At 35.4% G+C, this 17,248-nt stretch carries 14 protein-coding genes, 2 tRNA genes and 3 rRNA genes; 3 read left to right on the top strand and 16 right to left on the bottom strand.

Features of this window, described 5'->3' with window-relative positions:
• Positions 1-12 precede the first annotated feature (12 nt).
• Complete coding sequence (locus tag ACWJKS_RS00185; RefSeq protein WP_165414576.1) at positions 13-762, bottom strand: tRNA1(Val) (adenine(37)-N6)-methyltransferase; 750 nt, start codon at positions 760-762, stop codon at positions 13-15.
• Between the two features lie 218 nt (positions 763-980).
• Here ACWJKS_RS00185 and ACWJKS_RS00180 point away from each other — a divergent pair, with 218 nt between their 5' ends.
• The gene (locus ACWJKS_RS00180; RefSeq protein WP_216304498.1) at positions 981-1,637 is read left to right on the top strand and encodes a PIN domain-containing protein; all 657 of its coding nucleotides are present in this window, start codon (positions 981-983) and stop codon (positions 1,635-1,637) included.
• A gap of 154 nt (positions 1,638-1,791) precedes the next feature.
• On the opposite strand, the gene ACWJKS_RS00175 is transcribed toward ACWJKS_RS00180, so the two are convergent.
• From ACWJKS_RS00175 to ACWJKS_RS00135, 9 genes are all read right to left on the bottom strand, one after another.
• Complete coding sequence (locus ACWJKS_RS00175; RefSeq protein WP_216304499.1) at positions 1,792-2,448, bottom strand: LysM peptidoglycan-binding domain-containing protein; 657 nt, start codon at positions 2,446-2,448, stop codon at positions 1,792-1,794.
• A 227-nt stretch (positions 2,449-2,675) separates the two neighbouring features.
• On the bottom strand, positions 2,676-2,927 hold the full coding sequence (locus ACWJKS_RS00170) for a YkuS family protein (RefSeq protein WP_165414579.1): 252 nt from the start codon (positions 2,925-2,927) through the stop codon (positions 2,676-2,678).
• A gap of 130 nt (positions 2,928-3,057) precedes the next feature.
• Positions 3,058-3,261 (bottom strand): heavy-metal-associated domain-containing protein, encoded by a 204-nt coding sequence (locus ACWJKS_RS00165; protein WP_165414580.1) that lies wholly within the window; start codon positions 3,259-3,261, stop codon positions 3,058-3,060.
• An 11-nt stretch (positions 3,262-3,272) separates the two neighbouring features.
• Complete coding sequence (locus ACWJKS_RS00160) at positions 3,273-4,184, bottom strand: PSP1 domain-containing protein (RefSeq protein WP_165414581.1); 912 nt, start codon at positions 4,182-4,184, stop codon at positions 3,273-3,275.
• 131 nt (positions 4,185-4,315) lie between these two features.
• Positions 4,316-5,260, bottom strand: coding sequence for a DNA polymerase III subunit delta' (locus ACWJKS_RS00155; RefSeq protein ID WP_165414582.1), 945 nt, complete (start codon positions 5,258-5,260; stop codon positions 4,316-4,318).
• Positions 5,261-5,317: 57 nt separating this feature from the next.
• Positions 5,318-5,647, bottom strand: a complete 330-nt coding sequence (locus tag ACWJKS_RS00150; protein ID WP_165414583.1) for a cyclic-di-AMP receptor — start codon at positions 5,645-5,647, stop codon at positions 5,318-5,320.
• Between the two features lie 15 nt (positions 5,648-5,662).
• The gene (gene tmk, locus ACWJKS_RS00145; RefSeq protein ID WP_165414584.1) at positions 5,663-6,283 is read right to left on the bottom strand and encodes a dTMP kinase; all 621 of its coding nucleotides are present in this window, start codon (positions 6,281-6,283) and stop codon (positions 5,663-5,665) included.
• A gap of 27 nt (positions 6,284-6,310) precedes the next feature.
• Positions 6,311-7,759, bottom strand: a complete 1,449-nt coding sequence (locus ACWJKS_RS00140) for an aminotransferase class I/II-fold pyridoxal phosphate-dependent enzyme (RefSeq protein ID WP_462960205.1) — start codon at positions 7,757-7,759, stop codon at positions 6,311-6,313.
• Positions 7,738-7,950: a sigma factor G inhibitor Gin gene (locus ACWJKS_RS00135; RefSeq protein ID WP_462960204.1), complete on the bottom strand. Its 213-nt coding sequence runs from the start codon at positions 7,948-7,950 to the stop codon at positions 7,738-7,740. Before ACWJKS_RS00135 ends, ACWJKS_RS00140 begins: the two co-directional genes overlap by 22 nt.
• Positions 7,951-8,210: 260 nt before the next feature.
• Between ACWJKS_RS00135 and ACWJKS_RS00130 the strand changes: the two genes are divergently transcribed.
• A complete protein-coding gene (locus ACWJKS_RS00130) occupies positions 8,211-9,356 on the top strand; it encodes a zinc-binding metallopeptidase family protein (RefSeq protein ID WP_462960203.1) in 1,146 nt (381 codons plus the stop codon).
• A 453-nt stretch (positions 9,357-9,809) separates the two neighbouring features.
• Here the strand turns inward: ACWJKS_RS00130 and ACWJKS_RS00125 are convergent, their stop codons facing one another.
• From ACWJKS_RS00125 to ACWJKS_RS00100, 6 genes are all read right to left on the bottom strand, one after another.
• Complete coding sequence (locus tag ACWJKS_RS00125; RefSeq protein ID WP_165414588.1) at positions 9,810-10,310, bottom strand: hypothetical protein; 501 nt, start codon at positions 10,308-10,310, stop codon at positions 9,810-9,812.
• A 462-nt stretch (positions 10,311-10,772) separates the two neighbouring features.
• Positions 10,773-10,847 (bottom strand) — tRNA-Cys (locus ACWJKS_RS00120).
• 6 nt (positions 10,848-10,853) lie between these two features.
• Positions 10,854-10,929, bottom strand: a tRNA-Phe gene (locus ACWJKS_RS00115).
• A gap of 5 nt (positions 10,930-10,934) precedes the next feature.
• Positions 10,935-11,051: ribosomal RNA gene (rrf, locus tag ACWJKS_RS00110) — 5S ribosomal RNA — on the bottom strand.
• Positions 11,052-11,167: 116 nt separating this feature from the next.
• Positions 11,168-14,093 (bottom strand): 23S ribosomal RNA (locus tag ACWJKS_RS00105).
• A 292-nt stretch (positions 14,094-14,385) separates the two neighbouring features.
• Positions 14,386-15,903: ribosomal RNA gene (locus ACWJKS_RS00100) — 16S ribosomal RNA — on the bottom strand.
• Together the 16S, 23S and 5S rRNA genes with 2 tRNA genes alongside form the textbook arrangement of a ribosomal RNA operon.
• A gap of 549 nt (positions 15,904-16,452) precedes the next feature.
• Here ACWJKS_RS00100 and ACWJKS_RS00095 point away from each other — a divergent pair.
• Positions 16,453-17,184 carry an NAD-dependent protein deacylase gene (locus tag ACWJKS_RS00095; protein ID WP_462960202.1) on the top strand — a complete coding sequence of 244 codons (732 nt, stop codon included), beginning with the start codon at positions 16,453-16,455 and terminating at the stop codon, positions 17,182-17,184.
• The last annotated feature ends 64 nt before the right edge of the window (positions 17,185-17,248 follow it).

The following is a 17,248-nucleotide window of genomic DNA, read 5'->3' as shown; positions in this document are numbered from 1 at the left end:
CCTTTAAATTATTTAATATTCTATTGTATTTGAATTATACATATCAGCAATTTCCTGAGTATACCCACCATCCTCAGTGTGAACATAAAGAGGGGGCTCCCATTTTAAAAAGGTTCCTCCATCTCTTTGTCCCTCGATGAGTACAATGTTAGGCGCCTTATTTACACTAGGATGCACCATTCTTATACGTTTAGGCTCAATTCTATGTTTTCTCATAGCGCATAAAATATCAACTAATCTATCAGGCCTATGTACCATATACATCCGTCCATTATCCTTCAACAAAGCTCTACATGCAATAATTACATCTTCTAATGTGCAACAAATCTCATGTCTTGCTATAGCATTCTTATCATCTAAACTTATTAATCCTGAATTTTGAAGTTTATAAGGTGGATTAACTGTAACAATTTCTGCCTTGGGAATGCTTTTAATGAGTTCTATATCCTTTAAGTCTCCATTTATAAATTTAATTTTATGTTCTAAATTATTATATCGTGCAGATCGATTCGCCATATCAACAAATTCCTTTTGAATTTCCACACCAATTAGATTACTTGCATATGTTTTACCTGCTAATATGAAAGGAATTATTCCTGTACCAGTACATAAATCAACAACTTTAGCATTTCTTCTTATTTTAGCAAAATTAGCAAGTAATACTGCATCCACCCCAAACCGGAAAGCATGTTTTTTTTGAATAACATGAATTCCCTTTAAATTAAGATCATCTAAAGTTTCATCATCTCCTAAAAACCCCATTATGTATCTCCTTTCTATGAAATCTATATTTACTTTATACATAACAACAACAGAAGTATACCTCAATTTTTGTTGCTAAATCAAGAGAATACAGATTATAAAATAATAAATATATTTTATTTTATTTATCACCAATCTAATTTATTATAAAACTACTATTAGTAACCATTGTTGAATATACATTAATTATATAATAATCGATTATAATGAGGTTAAAAATGCAATTAATATTATATCCTTTTAAAAATATAGTTTTCAATAAGAATTCTGTTTTATTAGATGCCTCCTTCTTGCTCAGCTTAATATATGATGATGATATTAAGCATAGTGATTGTTTATCATGCTTAAAGCAACTTTCTGAAGGAAGTTGTGAGTTTTACACTACCAGTATCATCTCTGCAGAAGTTTTAAATAAAATACTTTATAAATTGTTCATTAGTGACATCCAATGTAAAATAAGCAATAATAGACCCTATAACTCAGCCGTCAACATTAGATCTATAGCAAATAGCTTTAGCCGTCATGATACAAAAATATTAAAGGAAAAGAAAAAAGACAGACTTATTCATATTCCATATAAAAGGTATTTTGATAATATTTCTAAAAATTCTATGAAAAGAGATTTATTGAATATCTATTACAATAAGTCCGTAGAAATAATTTCAGAACTAGAAAAAATTATAAATATAAAATATCTTAACATTCCTGAAGAGTGTATATCTCTAGTTAAAAAATTCATGTGTGAAAACCTATTATCTGTAAATGATGCTTTCCACATAGCTACTGCGGAGTACAATAATATAGACTTTTTACTAACTTTGGATGGTGACTTTATTTTTGCTGAAAGTAGTAAAATGCAAATACTTAGGATTTAACAAACTAATATTTGTTTCAACTTTACCGTCGTTAATTCATTTTTTTCGAAGCTGTGTAACTCCACAGGAGATGATTTAATGCATCAATTACTTGCACTATAAATAAAGAAGTGTATTTTGAGAGACTCAAAATTACACTTCTTTTTTATAGCTATTATTTTGGAATATTAATAATTGTGCCTTCTTTTATAGCATCCTCATTTGTAATTTTATTTGTTTCTTTTAACATTTCTATCGCTTTTTTCACATTATATGAAGTCATATTATTTTTGGCGATTGAAGTTAATGTATCTTTGCTTTTAACAGTGTAGTCACCAGTTTTAGATTTTTTAACTACAGCTGTTTTAGCTGTTTTATCTGTTTTAGCTTTTTCAACTACAGCAGTTGAATCTTTAATTGCTTTTTCATAAGGAATTACTATTTTCTGACCCGCTGCAATTTTGTAAGATTCATTTATACCATTCCTACTTTTAATAAATTCAACCATTTTGCTTTTGTCCTGACTAGGTGTATACGTTTTTACTATACTAAACACTGTGTCATTTTCTTTAACAGTATACATTCCAACGTTAGTTTTGTCATTTATATAAGCAGCATCCATTTCATTAGTGCTTTCCCCTTGAGTATTTTTATTTGTTACCGTCTCATTATTATCTGTAGGTATTATTTTATTGCTTTGCACTATACTATCATCTTGTAATTTTACATTAGCAACATTTTCTCTTCCTCCAATGAACTTCATAGAAAAAAACACTCCTAACATTACTACAGCAATCGTAGATATACTAATTATTCCTTTTTTCATACTCATATTTAAAACCCCTTTCATATTTATTAGTCAATGATTTACATTTAAATTATTGACTTAATTTAAAATTCTCATACCTCCAAATTATTTTATTGTTGTTTAAAACTAATTTATATTTTTGCAAAAATTATCAGTATATTTTAAATGTATTTCAACAGAAAAATAGGCTGTTAACCTTTGAATGTAAGTTAACAGCCTCTATATCCCAATATATTACTTTTTGTTAAATACTATTTTTTTTCTATTTGCATCTTAACTTCTTCACCCGTCATTCCAGTTGCATTAATAATTGAAGTTTTTGATATAGTATTCTCTATACCCATAATATCTTGATTCTCGCCCGTGACAATAACAGCATCATATTTATTAAAAAAATTACCTGCATTTTTTTTTCTATTATCAAACTCTTTGACTGTATATCCCTCGTCACTCAAGTAATCCTTAATTGGGTTTAATCCCTTTTGCACTGCTAATTTTTTCATATTTTAAGCCTCCCTTCAAAATTATTATCTCCAATTCTAAAATGCGTATTCATATGAATCCATTTATACTTTACTTTTTAACATAGCAAAAAACAAAGAAAAGAAACCAGAGAAAGTTTCTCTGATTTCTTTATATAACTGTATACCCGACTACCTCAATTGCCTCAATTAAATTATCCAATGAAACAAAATAATCATCATATATTATTTCTATTTCTTTGCTTACACTATTTATTTGGCAAGCAACTACCCCTTGATTATTAGATATTGCTACATTAATGTTACTAATATCCTCCGAAGTATTCATATTGTATACTTTTATAACCGACTTCATCTTCCCCCCCCCTAGTTATCTTTAAATAGTTCTTTTACAACATATGAATCTTCCTCATTTCCATCTAACTCCAATTTAATATTCTCCACGATAACAGAATCTTCATATCTTCCAGAAATTAATGTTAAGTCTTCGATTTTAACCTCTACTATTTCTTCATCGCTCCCATTAAGTTTTATCTTAATTTTCACAGTTTCTTTTACAACACTATTCCCAATAACTTCTGCTCTACCATAAGGTGTGTCTACTATGGATCCTAAAGTAGGTAAAGTTTTTCTTATTCTTTCATATGTGTCCTGCTCATAGTTTAAACAGCACATAAGTCTACCACAAATACCTGAAATTTTTGTAGGATTTAATGATAAATTTTGCTCTTTAGCCATTTTTATAGACACTGGTGCAAATTCGCCCAAAAAAGTTGAACAACACATAGGTCTACCACACGGTCCAAGCCCACCTATCATTTTTGCTTCATCCCTAACTCCTATTTGTCTAAGTTCTATTCTGGTTCTAAATACCGCCGCTAAGTCCTTTACTAATTCACGGAAATCCACTCTTCCATCTGCTGTAAAGTAAAATATAACTTTATTATTATCAAAAGTATACTCTACATCTATGAGTTTCATATCTAGTTCATGTTTATGTATCTTATCTAAGCATACTTCATAGGCTTCCTTTTCTTTTCTTTTATTTTCTAAGTCTTTTTCTGCATCTCCATCTGTAGCCTTTCTGATAACGCATTTAAGGGGAGATACTATATCATCTTCTCGTATTTCCTTTATGCCAATAACACATTCTCCGAATTCTATCCCTCTTACGGTTTCAACAATAACCTTATTTTCCTTTTGAATATCTATACCATTTGGACTAAAATAATATATTTTACCAGCCTTTTTAAATCGTACTCCTATTACTGTAACCATGTTAAATCATCTCCTTCGCAGCTGCATATTAACGACTTCAGAAGGGGATTTAACTACCACTGAAGTTTTATTTTTGCTAAGGTAGGTAACTCCCACTTATATAAGTGGGAACCTTACCTTCTGAAATGTCGTTAAACCTCCTGCATTTTAAATAGCATTACTTCAAACGTCAACCCCGGGTTAACGTTCCTAACTAAATTCTCCCTAGTATCATTTATTATGCTTATAATACCATTTAATTTAATAAATGAAAATATATTAGCCAATTCTTTTATACTTAATAACTTATCTATGTTAAGAATTAAATCTTCTTCTTCAATTTCTTTATATATTATGGTATCCCTAATATACGAAAGAAATGCAGTTAATATTTCTTCAAAATTTTCTTTTTGATTAGATAATTTTTTTTCATATTTAATTAGCTCTTCAGTTCCAACTTTATTAAGATTAAGCAATATTTCCAAGGTAATATTTCTAATATCCTTGAAATTATTATCTTGAATAAACTTTTCAGCTTTTCCTGGTATTCCATCACTAAAAGCTATAACAACCCTTATCTCCTCTAAAGATAAATCATAATAATTTATTTTTAAAAACTCTTCCATCTCATCTACGTTTAAATTCTTTAGTTTATGTATTTGGCATCTTGATTTTATTGTGTCCAATATAACTTCAAGATTTTCACATAATAAAAGTATAATCACGTTTTTAGGTGGCTCTTCGATTGTTTTTAAAAAAGCATTTTGAGCTTGCACCGTCATTTTATGGGCATTGTAAATAATAATAACTTTCCTATCACCTTCATAAGGTTTTTTGTTAATTTCTTCAATTAAAGCTCTTATAGAATTAACCCCTATGGTACTTTTGTTTTTTTCTATTCTCCATTCTACCAAATCAACATATTGTCTATCTTGATTTTTTCCTAAAACCTTTAACCCTATATTTTTAGCTACTATACTTTTGCCTATTCCATCCTCTCCAACTAAAAGGTGAGCATGTGATAACCTATCCGATTCTATAGATTTACTTATTTGATTTTTTATACTATTATGACCTATTATGCTCTCAAAATTCATTTTGATCCTCCATACATAGAAGCAAGTATAGATTTATATATACTTGCTTCTAATTAGTTATACCTTTATGTACTTGTCTACGTCAACTACAAATACATTTGCTCCACCTACCTCCACTTCAATAGGAAATGGCATATATACTCCAGTAGAACCAGCTACAGGTGAAGGTGATGATATTATTTGCTTTCTTTCCTTACATACTTCCTCGATAATGGCTAAAACTTCATCTACCTTTTCTTTATCAACACCCATTAGTAATGTTGTATTGCCTGATTTCAAAAACCCTCCGGTTGTAGCTAATTTTGTAACCCTAAAACCCTTGTCTGTTATTTCCTTAATTAAATCATTTGCATCATCATCTTGTACTATTGCAATAACTAATTTCATTTAACCCCACCCTTTTTATAATTTTATTTTTTTTATTCTGTTTATTATATCTTTATGTATTTCATCTACATTCCTATTACCATCTATTACTTCTATTTTACCATATTTCCTACAAATTTCTAAGTAACCTTCAAAAACTTTTTTATGAAATTCATTCCCGCCATTTTCTAAACGATCTAAAGTCTTTTGCATTTTTTTTCGATTTAATCCTTCTTCATATGGGATAGTAATCATAAATATTAAATCTGCTTCTAATCCATCTAAAGCGGCTTCATTCATGCTCTTTATTCTTTCCAATCCGAGTCCGCGGCCAATGCCTTGATACACCATTGAAGAATATACAAAACGGTCGCATATAACTATCTTACCCATGTCTAAGGCTGGCTTTATAACCTCGCTAACTAGTTGAGCCCTAGACGCAGCATAGAGTAATGCCTCGCACATATAACTCATATTACAATTATCATTATCCAATATTATTTCTCTGATTTTCTCACTAATTTCTGTGCCACCCGGTTCCCTAGTTCTTACTACTTCAAATCCCAATTCTTTTAGATGCTTTTCTAGTAATTGTATTTGAGTAGTTTTCCCTGAACCATCTGGGCCTTCTAGTGCTATTAGACGCCCTCTTTCCATTCAATCCCCTCCACCAATATTAATAGTCTATTTTTCTACTGTTGCTACTTTCCCATCATTAATTCCAAGTACTGTTACATTGCATTGCAAGTAATATTCTATAACAGCTATAGTATCCTCATCTAGTCTTTCTCCAGGCATTACAATAGGTATTCCTGGTGGATATGGAACTATTGCTACTGCACTTATTTTCCCCTGTGAATTTTTTAACTCTACCATAGTTTTTTCTCTATCCATTACTTCATATGGGTACATAATTGGCATTGGCATACCATAATCTATTAATTCTACATATTTCCCCTTTAAATTGTTCATATCACAGTTTTTCAGGGCTATGTATAACACTTCAAAATCCTGCTGATTATTAAAGGGTGAAAATATTAAAACTACATTTCTACTATCACTCATTTCAGCTTGAATATTGTTTATTCTTAAATATTCTAATAACTTATGTCCACTATACCCCTTAGGTACATTTAATATATACCTAGTTAAATCTATAGTATACTTATTATCATATTTAGTGGAATTCTCTGATACAACTAATAAATCTTCCTCACCTATAATGTGAAATTTGCCTAATCTATTGATTCTCTCTCTATTAAATTTACATATTTTAATTAACTCTTCATAATCATTTTCACCACACTCTTGAAGATAAAATCTTGCATAATCCATAGAACACAAAAGCATATAAGATGGACTTGTACTTAAAAAGGCACTTGCATAGAAATCTACCTTACTGATATCCGTGCCTTTTCCTACATGTAAAAAAGCTGTTTGCGTTAGGCTAGGTAGAGTTTTATGCGCACTCATAACTACCATATTAACTCCCATTTTCAAAGGGTTTTCGGGTAATAACTTATTGGCACCAAAATGCGCACCATGAGCGGCATCTACTAATACCTTAATATTATATTTTCTAGCAATTTCAGTAATGTATGATAAATCAAAGCATATACCATAATAATTAGGGTAGGTAACAATAATCCCTTTAGCATCTTTATTTTCATTAATTAAAGTGGAAAAATGCTCCTTATCTAAAGGAAAAGGAACATCATATTTTGGATGAATTTCATTTTTAATATATACTGGCTTTAGTTTTCTCATAATAATGGCATTAAATATCGAGCGATGACAATTTCTCTCTACAATGATTTTGTCACCCTCATTGAAGGATGAAAAAATCATAGCTAAGTTCCCACTAGTACTACCATTCACTAGAAAATAAGATTTAATACTTCCATAGTATTCACTCAATAACTGTTGAGACTCTTTTATTATTCCTTCTGCATGGTGGAGATTATCTAGTCCATCGACCTCAGTAATATCTCCCTTTATAAAATTTTCGTAAAGCTCCTTGCCTCTTATCGTTTTAAAAAAACCAAGCCCTCCCTTATGCCCTGGCATACAAAAGGAAACATTTTTTTCTTTTATATATTTTAACACTCCATCTACAAGTGGTAATCTTGACAATTCTTAGTCACTCCTCTTGGTATAAACTGCACCAAAGTCTTTCTTATACAGTTCTTGTAATATTCATAAAAATCAGTATTAGCCTTTGATTCTATAATTCTTCCTTCGCAATTATTGCAAATCCCTCTTCCATTTATTATTATACCATCATTTAGAGGCTTTCTACATATAATACATTTTTCTTTTTTCATAATTTCCCCCTTAAACTTGCTAACTAAAAATTACCTACAGTATAGCCTCTTATACTATATTTTATTCAACTAAGTACGGTTTCTTATTTTGTCCACTTAATAATTTAAAATATATTTATCTACATTTTATGCCATAAATAGCTATATAAAATTATTATTTAAACTTATAAAATATTATTTATTATTATCAATATATTTATGTACCTTTGGTTATACTAAATGTGTTAATAGGTATGAACATTTTGAAAGGAGCGAAGGCTATGAAACAAGAAATTATAAGTTATATAAGCAGTATAAAAGAAGATATCCACAATTTATCAGATTATCTTTATACTAATCCAGAAACGAGTTATAAAGAGTATAAAGGTTATTCTTACATAATAAATATGTTAAAAGCTCATGATTTTGAAATACAAGAAAACTATTGTAATATTCCTACTTCTTTTTATGCTCAATATGGAAATGGCCACCCTAAGATATGCTATATATGCAAATACACGTCTACTGAAAATGTAGGTCATATTTTTGGTAATAACGTGAATGCTAGCATTTCTATTGCGGCAGCATTAGGATTATCAAAAGTAATATCTAAAAGCGGTGGAAGTGTACTTCTATTAGGATGCCCAGGCGAGTACACAAACGGCGCAGAATTAGCTTTAGCAAAGGAAAAATGTTTTGATGATATGGATGTTATTATTGCTCCTCACTGTGATACAAGCAATGCGGAAAGCGGCACCTCCATGGCTACAATTCCACTTAAACTTAAATGTACCCAAACTATTAATAATAACAATGAAGCCCTTAGTAACCTTTCATCTTTGGATTCCTATTTATTTATACTTAATACATTAAGTCAATTATTAAAAGGATTGCACAACAGGTATTTTATTGATAGCATTTCTATAGAAAATGCCTCTTCACGCATTAATGAATTTTCTGAATCAGAGGCCAAATTTTATTTAAAAGCTCCTAGCCTAAAAGAAGCTAAATCTCTAGAAAAAACTATTGTAACCTTTATTCAATCACTATCTCAAATAATGAATATAACCGGAGAAATAAGCATATTTGAATTGCCTTCACAAGAGCTTTTGACTAATAAATCTTTATCAAGAATATTTACACACAACTTAAAAGAATGCGGCATCATCGATATTGCTTGTTGTAAAAATACTCTATATGGTCTGGGAATAGGTTCTATAAGTCATATTACTCCATGCATATATCCATCCATATCTATTACAGAAGATTCCTCGTTGAGTTGCCCCTCACCTGCATTTGCTCTAGAAACTCAAACAGATTTTTGTAAGAATAATATGATAAAAGCTGCAGAAGCTCTTGCCTTAACAGGCCTCGATATTATTGAGAAAGAAGATTTATTAAAAGAAATTGGACTTGAATTAAAATAATATGCAATTAAAACGTTTCTTTAAAGTATCATTTGTTAATGAGCGACTCATAATTGGGCTGTTGGAGATTCTCCAATAGCCCTTTCTCATCTTGGCAATAGATTTTGGATGTATTCTACACCCTAACTTAATCTTTGGACCTATAAAATGAAAGCTCAAGAAACTTAATTTCCATACTCGGTCTACCTTTGTTTTCTCACCCTTTACTTTAATAAATAGTTTCTTTTTCTACAAATAATACAGTATTATCCATTAAATATTCGTATTCCTTAGGTTGGAACCCTACCTAGGGCCTCCTTCAGCTCACACCTCACAGTTGATACCTTGTCTTCAGCTAGTGATCGGCAACTACAGACCCACACAGTGGACTTTCACAACCTAGTTAATTCCCTGCCTGGCACATATAAAAAAGAAGTATAATCATAACTCAATTATACTTCTTATATATATCTATTATTTATTTTTAAAATATGCTTTTTCTTTTAGTAATTTAATTTTGTTCATAAACCCATCACTAGGCTCAAAATAAAATTTTTTAAAGTTATCTCCTACTTTATATATACAACAAAACTTACTCCCAATAAACGTAGAACAAATATACTTTTTACTGCTACTAATATGAACACCTGCACTGTAGTTTTTATATTTACCAATATAATCTATATCCTTTAATTTAATATCTTCTAGTATTTTAACCTCTTCACCTTTTATCTTATGGATAATGAATTGATCTGCTACGATTGAATACTTATACTTAACCTTACATTTTGAAAACTCCATATAGCAAAGAGCAATCATTAGTGTATTAAAGAACATAGTTACAAACGTCTTAATATTTATTCTGCCTATACTTACTTTAGTGAATACGTCTGATAAGCATATAAATACAATTAATGTAATAAATAACAATACTATAGCTGGAAACTTTTTTCTTTGAACCATCTCTTTATACATAAAAGCCAGACCCCCTAAATCAATTAAAAATACTAGATATAAATAGTTTTGTGACCAACATATGTGATTATACTAGCATTTCATATATTAATCTACTTGTACTAAGCTCCCTATAGTGCGTATACCATAATATATGCCCATATATGTTATTTATACTAATCCATATGTATCAATATAGGTATTTCTAGCTTTTTCGCTATATTTCTTAATTTAAATAAAAGTTATAGATATTTTATTTATTTATATCCACTAAAAAATTAACTGAGCATATCTAAAATAAGCAAAACTTTACCATTTACTATAACAAATAATGAAGTAGGTAGACATCGTGTAATTAGGTTCAAATATTTATTGTACAACCCTCCGTTAGTTAGGTTAGATAGACCCTTTTCAGCCTATTGGCTCCACAAGCCTGCTGGGCACACCACAAAAAAAACACTTTGTAATATTTACAAAGTGTTTTGGAGGCGCCACCCGGATTTGAACCGGGGAATAAAGGTTTTGCAGACCTTGACCTTACCGCTTGGCTATAGCGCCATAACTTGGTGGCTAGACCAGGAATCGAACCAGGGACACGAGGATTTTCAGTCCTCTGCTCTACCGACTGAGCTATCCAGCCACATTACCTGGCGACAACCTACTCTTCCACAAGGTCACCCCTGCAGTACCATCGGCGCATTGAAGCTTAACCTTCGTGTTCGGTATGGGAACGGGTGTTACCTTCATGCCATAATCACCAGATTGAGAATATAAATATTCTCTGAAAATTGCACAGTGAATTAGTCTTTTCGCTCACGCTCAAAGCCTCGCTTCTTTCTTACGAAAGAAGTATATCGCATTACTTTTAATTATATATTTAGGTCAAGCCCTCGACTTATTAGTATTAGTCAGCTGAACATGTTACCATGCTTACACCTCTAACCTATCAACCTGGTGGTCTTCCAGGAGTCTTACTAACACCGCACTTACGTGCGAGTTATGGGAAATCTCATCTCAGGGTGGGCTTCACGCTTAGATGCTTTCAGCGTTTATCCCTTCCAAACATAGCTACCCAGCGATGCCACTGGCGTGACAACTGGTGCACCAGAGGTTTGTCCATCCCGGTCCTCTCGTACTAAGGACAGCTCCCTTCAAATTTCCTACGCCCGCGACGGATAGGGACCGAACTGTCTCACGACGTTCTGAACCCAGCTCGCGTGCCGCTTTAATGGGCGAACAGCCCAACCCTTGGGACCTACTTCAGCCCCAGGATGCGACGAGCCGACATCGAGGTGCCAAACCTCCCCGTCGATGTGGACTCTTGGGGGAGATCAGCCTGTTATCCCCGAGGTAGCTTTTATCCGTTGAGCGATGGCCCTCCCACGAGGTACCACCGGATCACTAAGCCCGACTTTCGTCCCTGCTCCACTTGTAAGTGTCGCAGTCAGGCTCCCTTCTGCCTTTGCACTCTTCGCGCGATTTCCAACCGCGCTGAGGGAACCTTTGGGCGCCTCCGTTACTTTTTTGGAGGCGACCGCCCCAGTCAAACTGCCCACCTAACAATGTCCTGTGACCAGATTCATGGCCTCCAGTTAGAACCTCAGTACTGTCAGGGTGGTATCCCAAGGATGACTCCACACAGGCTGACGCCCATGTTTCTCAGTCTCCCACCTATCCTGTACAGACAATACCGAAATTCAATGCTAAGCTACAGTAAAGCTCTACGGGGTCTTTCCGTCCAATCGCGGGTAGCAAGCATCTTCACTTGCACTACAATTTCGCCGGATGTGTTGTTGAGACAGTGCCCAAATCATTACGCCATTCGTGCGGGTCGGAACTTACCCGACAAGGAATTTCGCTACCTTAGGACCGTTATAGTTACGGCCGCCGTTTACTGGGGCTTAAGTTCATACCTTCGCTTGCGCTAAGTAATCCCCTTAACCTTCCAGCACCGGGCAGGCGTCAGCCCCTATACATCAGCTTTCGCTTTAGCAGAGACCTGTGTTTTTGCTAAACAGTTGCTTGGGCCTATTCTCTGCGACCTACTTACGTAGGCACCCCTTCTCCCGAAGTTACGGGGTCAATTTGCCGAGTTCCTTAACAACAATTCTTCCGATGGTCTTAGGATTCTCTCCTCACCTACCTGTGTCGGTTTGCGGTACGGGCACCAATATCCTCGATAGAGACTTTTCTTGGCAGCGTGGAATCAGATACTTCGGGAATAAATTCCCTTCCCCATCACATCTCAGCGTTAAGAGCAAACGGATTTGCCTGCTTGCTCCGCCTAAATGCTTAGACACACATCCAATAGTGTGCACATCTTATCCTCCTGCGTCATCCCATTTCTAATAACGTCCATTGGTGGTATCGGAATATCAACCGATTGTCCATCACCTACGCCTTTCGGCCTCGGCTTAGGTCCCGACTAACCCTGAGAGGACGAGCCTTCCTCAGGAAACCTTAGGTTTTCGACCGTTAAGATTCTCACTTAACTCTCGCTACTCATGCCAACATTCTCACTTCTGTACCGTCCACCACTCCTTACGGTATGACTTCAGCCAGTACAGAAAGCTCCTCTACCGCGTACACAATTGTGTACACCCATAGCTTCGGTGGTAAGTTTTAGCCCCGGACATCTTCGGCGCAGGATCTCTTGACTAGTGAGCTATTACGCACTCTTTAAATGAGTGGCTGCTTCTGAGCCAACATCCTAGTTGTCTTAGAAATCCCACATCCTTTTCCACTTAACTTACACTTTGGGACCTTAGCTGATGGTCTGGGCTGTTTCCCTTTTGACTACGGATCTTATCATTCGCAGTCTGACTGCCGAAATAAAAGTATATGGCATTCGGAGTTTGATAGGGTTCAGTAACTGTTGTCAGCCCCTAGCCCATTCAGTGCTCTACCTCCATTACTCAATTAATCGACGCTAGCCCTAAAGCTATTTCGAGGAGAACCAGCTATCTCCGAGTTCGATTGGAATTTCTCCGCTATCCACAGCTCATCCCATGGTTTTTCAACACCAACGTGGTTCGGACCTCCACGGAATTTTACTTCCGCTTCATCCTGGCCATGGATAGGTCACCCGGTTTCGGGTCTACGACATGCAACTATGCGCCCTATTCAGACTTGGTTTCCCTTCGGCTCCGTACCTTAAGTACTTAACCTTGCTACATATCGTAACTCGTTGGCTCGTTCTACAAAAAGCACGCCGTCACACATATAAAGTGCTTCGACCGGTTGTAGGCACACGGTTTCAGGTTCTATTTCACTCCCCTTCCGGGGTTCTTTTCACCTTTCCCTCACGGTACTTCTTCACTATCGGTCACTAGGTAGTATTTAGCCTTGGGAGGTGGTCCTCCCAGCTTCCCACAAGGTTTCACGTGTCTCGTGGTACTCTGGATTAGATCTGACTGTTTTTCCTTTTCATTTACAGGCCTATTACCTTCTGCGGAGCAGCTTTCCAGCTATCTTCAATTAAGGAATTGCAGTATTTATGATCTATCCTCAACCCCCAGATCAAAGACCTGGGTTTGGGCTCTTTCCCTTTCGCTCGCCGCTACTTAGGAAATCGATGTTTCTTTCTCTTCCTCCGGGTACTTAGATGTTTCAGTTCCCCGGGTCTACCTCTGCATACCTATTTATTCAGTATGCAGTACATAGTTGTTACTATGTGGGTTCCCCCATTCGGAAATCTTTGGATCACAGGCTATTTGCGCCTACCCAAAGCTTATCGCAGCTTAACGCGTCCTTCTTCGGCTCCTAGTGCCAAGGCATTCGCCATGCGCCCTTTGTAGCTTGACCTTGATTCTGTCTATTTACATAGACGGTTATATTAATTTTGCGAAATTGTATTAAATTAATTTATAAACTACTTGCGTAGTTTTAATTTTTTTAAAACAACTTTTTTCACTGTGCAATTTTCAAAGAACATTTTAAGAAAAACTATTCATTATCTAACTCCTAAGAGTTAGATAAAATTAGTCTCTCAAAATTAAACAGAGAACTAGGTACGATTAATTACAATAGATATTTTTGAAGAACAAATTAATATTCTTCTATTGCATCGACCGAAGTCAATACATCTACTCCCTAGAAAGGAGGTGATCCAGCCGCAGGTTCTCCTACGGCTACCTTGTTACGACTTCACCCCAATCATCAATCCCACCTTCGGCCGCTGGCTCCTTACGGTTACCTCACGGACTTCGGGTGTTACCAACTCTCATGGTGTGACGGGCGGTGTGTACAAGGCCCGGGAACGTATTCACCGCGACATGCTGATTCGCGATTACTAGCAACTCCGGCTTCATGTAGGCGAGTTGCAGCCTACAATCCGAACTGGGATGAGTTTTTGAGTTTGGCTCCACCTTGCGGTCTTGCATCTCTTTGTACTCACCATTGTAGCACGTGTGTAGCCCTAGACATAAGGGGCATGATGATTTGACGTCATCCCCACCTTCCTCCCGGTTAACCCGGGCAGTCTCACTAGAGTGCTCAACTTAATGGTAGCAACTAATGATAAGGGTTGCGCTCGTTGCGGGACTTAACCCAACATCTCACGACACGAGCTGACGACAACCATGCACCACCTGTCACCCTGTCCCGAAGGACTTCGCCCATCTCTGGGTTATGCAGGGGATGTCAAGTCTAGGTAAGGTTCTTCGCGTTGCTTCGAATTAAACCACATGCTCCGCTGCTTGTGCGGGCCCCCGTCAATTCCTTTGAGTTTTAATCTTGCGATCGTACTCCCCAGGCGGAATACTTAATGTGTTAACGGCGGCACCGAGGTTCGACCCCCGACACCTAGTATTCATCGTTTACGGCGTGGACTACCAGGGTATCTAATCCTGTTTGCTCCCCACGCTTTCATGCCTCAGCGTCAGTTACAGTCCAGTAAGTCGCCTTCGCCACTGGTGTTCTTCCTAATCTCTACGCATTTCACCGCTACACTAGGAATTCCACTTACCTCTCCTGCACTCTAGACACCCAGTTTCAAATGCAGCACCCAAGTTAAGCTCGGGTATTTCACATCTGACTTAAATGTCCGCCTACGCATCCTTTACGCCCAGTAAATCCGGACAACGCTTGCCACCTACGTATTACCGCGGCTGCTGGCACGTAGTTAGCCGTGGCTTCCTCCTCTGGTACCGTCATTATCGTCCCAGAAGACAGAACTTTACAACCCGAAGGCCTTCATCATTCACGCGGCGTTGCTGCGTCAGGGTTTCCCCCATTGCGCAATATTCCCCACTGCTGCCTCCCGTAGGAGTCTGGACCGTGTCTCAGTTCCAATGTGGCCGATCACCCTCTCAGGTCGGCTACGCATCGTCGCCTTGGTGAGCCGTTACCTCACCAACTAGCTAATGCGCCGCGGGTCCATCTCAAAGTGGAATTTTCCGAAGAAAAATCCTTTGATGTTTCGATCATGCGACCAAAACATATTATGCGGTATTAATCTCCCTTTCGGGAGGCTATTCCCCTCTTTGAGGCAGGTTACCCACGTGTTACTCACCCGTCCGCCGCTAATCCACCCCGAAAGGTTTCATCGCTCGACTTGCATGTGTTAGGCACGCCGCCAGCGTTCGTCCTGAGCCAGGATCAAACTCTCAATTTAAAAGTTTACACTTTTTTAGTTGAAATGATTAATCTGCGACAACTGTTAAGTTGTTACGCAAGCTCATTACATACTTTTAGTCTTACGACTAAATTTTACTTTATACTAAAGTAATTAACTGGTTTAACGAAATATTATTTCGCTATCTTTACCTATTTCTCTGTTTAATTTTCAAAGACCAATTTGTTATTCGTATCTACCGTCATGTGACGACTTCTACTATTTTACTGTTTAGTTTTAATTTTGTCAACACTTTTTTATATGTTAACATCCTCAAACCCGACATCATCACTTTCTTTCGACGACAAGAATTATTTTAACACAACAAAATAATCGTATATTTGAATTATGGCTCATATATTCAATTTATTCTCATTTCTCTCCACTATTCACTATTAATTCTAATAATATCACATATTGATACACTAGGATAAGTATATAGTTTTTTAACTATATTTGTAGATTTTGAAGTTCCTATTATATTTTATTTTCTTATTAACAACAACTAACTTTTTTAGACTGTTATACTATAGTTAATGAGTTGAGCTTATGTGCTATAGATTATTAAAAACAATTATAAAAAACACTGCTAGTATAGTTTTTTTTGGAGGTGCAGGCGTATCTACAGAAAGTTGTATTCCTGATTTCCGTTCTGCAAAGGGTCTATATAATATAGAAACTGATTTGAAATTCCCTCCTGAAGTTATTTTAAGTCATTCTTTTTTTATAAATCATACCGAGGACTTTTTTAAATTTTATAAATCCAACATGATTTTTGAAGATGCAATTCCCAATGATGCGCATATTGCATTATCTACCCTAGAAGAAAAGAATAAATTAAAAGCTATAATCACTCAAAATATTGATGGTTTGCATCAAATGGCAGGATCCAAAACTGTATACGAACTTCATGGATCTATACGTAAAAATTACTGTATGAAATGCAATAAATTTTTTAACTTAGATTATGTGTTAAATAGTAAAACCATAGTTCCTAACTGTAATGTCTGTGGTGGTATTATTAAACCAGATGTAGTTCTTTATGACGAAAGTTTAGATATGTCTGTCTTAAACAGCTCTATTAAATCGATAAGTATTGCTGATACACTAATTGTGGGTGGCACTTCTCTTGTGGTATATCCCGCTGCAAATCTTATAAAATATTTCAGTGGAAATAATTTAATTCTTATTAACAAGTCTTCTACCCCTTACGACAAACAAGCAAATTTAGTAATTCATGATAGCATAGGTAAAGTTTTAAGTACAGTATGTAAATTTTAATTTAGTCGAATATAAATTCAGTTTTTTAACCAAATTAAAAACCGCTAAGTATAACTTAGCGGTT

Source organism: Clostridium sp. CM038, assembly GCF_055081105.1.
This window is presented reverse-complemented; position numbering and strand designations above follow the sequence as displayed.

What these genes read in the sequence shown, in the direction of transcription:
- ACWJKS_RS00185 (WP_165414576.1), bottom strand. Translation starts at nt 762, where the DNA reads ATGGGGTTTTTAGGAGATGATGAAACTTTAGATGATCTTAATTTAAAG.
- ACWJKS_RS00180 (WP_216304498.1), top strand. Translation starts at nt 981, where the DNA reads ATGCAATTAATATTATATCCTTTTAAAAATATAGTTTTCAATAAGAAT.
- ACWJKS_RS00175 (WP_216304499.1), bottom strand. Translation starts at nt 2,448, where the DNA reads ATGAGTATGAAAAAAGGAATAATTAGTATATCTACGATTGCTGTAGTA.
- ACWJKS_RS00170 (WP_165414579.1), bottom strand. Translation starts at nt 2,927, where the DNA reads ATGAAAAAATTAGCAGTGCAAAAGGGATTAAACCCAATTAAGGATTAC.
- ACWJKS_RS00165 (WP_165414580.1), bottom strand. Translation starts at nt 3,261, where the DNA reads ATGAAGTCGGTTATAAAAGTATACAATATGAATACTTCGGAGGATATT.
- ACWJKS_RS00160 (WP_165414581.1), bottom strand. Translation starts at nt 4,184, where the DNA reads ATGGTTACAGTAATAGGAGTACGATTTAAAAAGGCTGGTAAAATATAT.
- ACWJKS_RS00155 (WP_165414582.1), bottom strand. Translation starts at nt 5,260, where the DNA reads ATGAATTTTGAGAGCATAATAGGTCATAATAGTATAAAAAATCAAATA.
- ACWJKS_RS00150 (WP_165414583.1), bottom strand. Translation starts at nt 5,647, where the DNA reads ATGAAATTAGTTATTGCAATAGTACAAGATGATGATGCAAATGATTTA.
- tmk (WP_165414584.1), bottom strand. Translation starts at nt 6,283, where the DNA reads ATGGAAAGAGGGCGTCTAATAGCACTAGAAGGCCCAGATGGTTCAGGG.
- ACWJKS_RS00135 (WP_462960204.1), bottom strand. Translation starts at nt 7,950, where the DNA reads ATGAAAAAAGAAAAATGTATTATATGTAGAAAGCCTCTAAATGATGGT.
- ACWJKS_RS00130 (WP_462960203.1), top strand. Translation starts at nt 8,211, where the DNA reads ATGAAACAAGAAATTATAAGTTATATAAGCAGTATAAAAGAAGATATC.
- ACWJKS_RS00125 (WP_165414588.1), bottom strand. Translation starts at nt 10,310, where the DNA reads ATGTATAAAGAGATGGTTCAAAGAAAAAAGTTTCCAGCTATAGTATTG.
- ACWJKS_RS00095 (WP_462960202.1), top strand. Translation starts at nt 16,453, where the DNA reads ATGTGCTATAGATTATTAAAAACAATTATAAAAAACACTGCTAGTATA.